Genomic DNA, 1856 nt, shown 5'->3' with positions numbered 1-1856 from the left:
GGAGAGCTTCTTCAAGACGCTGAAAGTCGAGAGGATCTACCAGGTCCGCTATGACACCCGGGCGCAGGCTCGGCTGGACATCGTCTCGGCGGGCCCATGCCCACGTTGGCAGGCTAGTGCAACTGGGTTTGATGCGAAAGCGCATGGACGACAGAGGCCGTCGCAAGATCGCGCGTCTCTGCACGATGCGTTGAACGACAACTCTCGGGCCAGAAGCAGCCGTTTGTAATGCTTGGTCGAGCGACTGGTTCAGACTGAATTCCGACATCTGCCGAGCGGCAGGCCGATTGACCGGGGTGCGACAGGCACCTGCGCGATCAGAGCAATAATAAGTGACTCGGCGCAACCATTCCGCCAACCTTCCCCAATCGCATCTGGAGATTAAATCTATGACTAGCGTTAGCCCGATTTCCCGCTTTAAATTCGTGGGCCGAGGGCTTTTTTCATCTTTATTCGGCGCGAGTGTGTTGGCTTTCTCCCTCGCAGCGCCCGCGATTTCAGGAGAGATTTACGCCGACAAGGCACCGAGCACGGCACTGGGACGCGACGTACCCTTTACCGTCTATTTGCCCGATGGCTATCCGAACGGTGTCGCAACAGGTTACCCGGTCATCTATCTTCTGCATGGCGCCGGCGGCGATGAGAACGAGTGGCGACTGAAGCTGGGTGCGAAGGAAACGCTCGAGGGGCTGGTCGCACGGGGACTTATGCGCCCTTCCGTGGTGGTGATGCCAACCACCGGCGGCGCGTCTTGGTGGACAGACGGCGCCGCTGAAAAAGCTGGCACCGCTGTAATGGCTGACCTTCTGCCTTATGTCGAGAAAAAATACCGGGTCTCGCGTGAACGCAGTGGACGCGCCATCGCCGGGTTGTCCATGGGTGGCTACGGAGCGCTGAACTTGTCGCTGCGTAACCCCGATAAGTTTTGCGCAGCCGGAGTTATCAGTCCTGCGATTTACGATCCGCTTCCGCCCGAAACGTCGGCGTCGCGCCAAACGCCGCAGTTTGTGCGCAACGGGCAATTCGATCCTGAGACATGGAAGTCTCTCAACTATGCGTCACAGCTCGACACTTACAAGGCGCAACCTTTTCGCGTTCCAATGTGGATAGTTTCCGGTGACCACGACCGACTGGGTATTGCGCCAATGGCAGCAAATTTGTACTGGCGACTGCATCAAATCCAGCCAAAGCAGGTTGAATTACGCGTGGTGGACGGCGACCATGAATGGATGACGTTCCGCGATGCACTTCCGGCCGCGCTTGAATACATTGAAAAGGAGTGCACCAAGCCTAGTTGAGCGAGCGGTGGTAATCAGCAAGATCGGTCGCACTCATCCGGCGCGGCAAATACTGCCGGCGCTCATATTCAACCGACATCGGGCTTTCCGGTTGCCATCCATTAAGCGACTTGATCCTTGATCACCAAATTTTGACTTGTGCGAATCGTCAAGTCGCTATAAAACCTGCGCCGATGATCGAAGTCGAAGGGCTTTTTGAAGCTCGACGATGCGTGCAATCTCTTCAGAGGGGACATCGCAAGACGATTGCCGACCGAGTGCAACGGGCCCGAAGCAGACGGTCGCAAAAGCTGTTGATCTCGCACGCGTTCCCTGCACAGCCGTGCGTTCAACACCCGCCTCTATCCCGCGACCCATCGCACGCGAGTGTCCGCCACCCGTTCCAGGAGGTCCGCGCGTGCGCGCCCAAGGTAGTCTCTTACACCAGCGTCTTCCCAGTCACCCCAAACGGTTGCGACTGCGGCGCTCGTGATCGTCCTGACGAGCTCGAGCATGTTGCGCTGGTAGGCGTCCGCGCCGATCGACCAGGGCAGGTCGTGCGACGAGCTGGTGCGGATC

At 58.3% G+C, this 1856-nt stretch carries 2 protein-coding genes and 1 pseudogene; 2 read left to right on the top strand and 1 reads right to left on the bottom strand.

All coding sequences use genetic code 11. The features are described from left to right. Positions 1 to 85: pseudogene (locus tag QN413_RS26915) on the top strand (IS3 family transposase); the annotation flags it as partial. 304 nt (positions 86 to 389) lie between these two features. After that, the gene (locus tag QN413_RS26910) at positions 390 to 1298 is read left to right on the top strand and encodes an alpha/beta hydrolase (RefSeq protein ID WP_323499622.1); all 909 of its coding nucleotides are present in this window, start codon (positions 390 to 392) and stop codon (positions 1296 to 1298) included. Between the two features lie 341 nt (positions 1299 to 1639). On the opposite strand, the gene QN413_RS26905 is transcribed toward QN413_RS26910, so the two are convergent. Continuing rightward, on the bottom strand, positions 1640 to 1856 hold a 217-nt coding region (locus tag QN413_RS26905; RefSeq protein ID WP_323499621.1), incomplete at its 5' end, for a hypothetical protein.

Origin of the sequence: Variovorax sp. LG9.2 (genome assembly GCF_035018885.1) — a bacterium.
Lineage (GTDB): Bacteria > Pseudomonadota > Gammaproteobacteria > Burkholderiales > Burkholderiaceae_C > Variovorax.
This window is presented reverse-complemented; position numbering and strand designations above follow the sequence as displayed.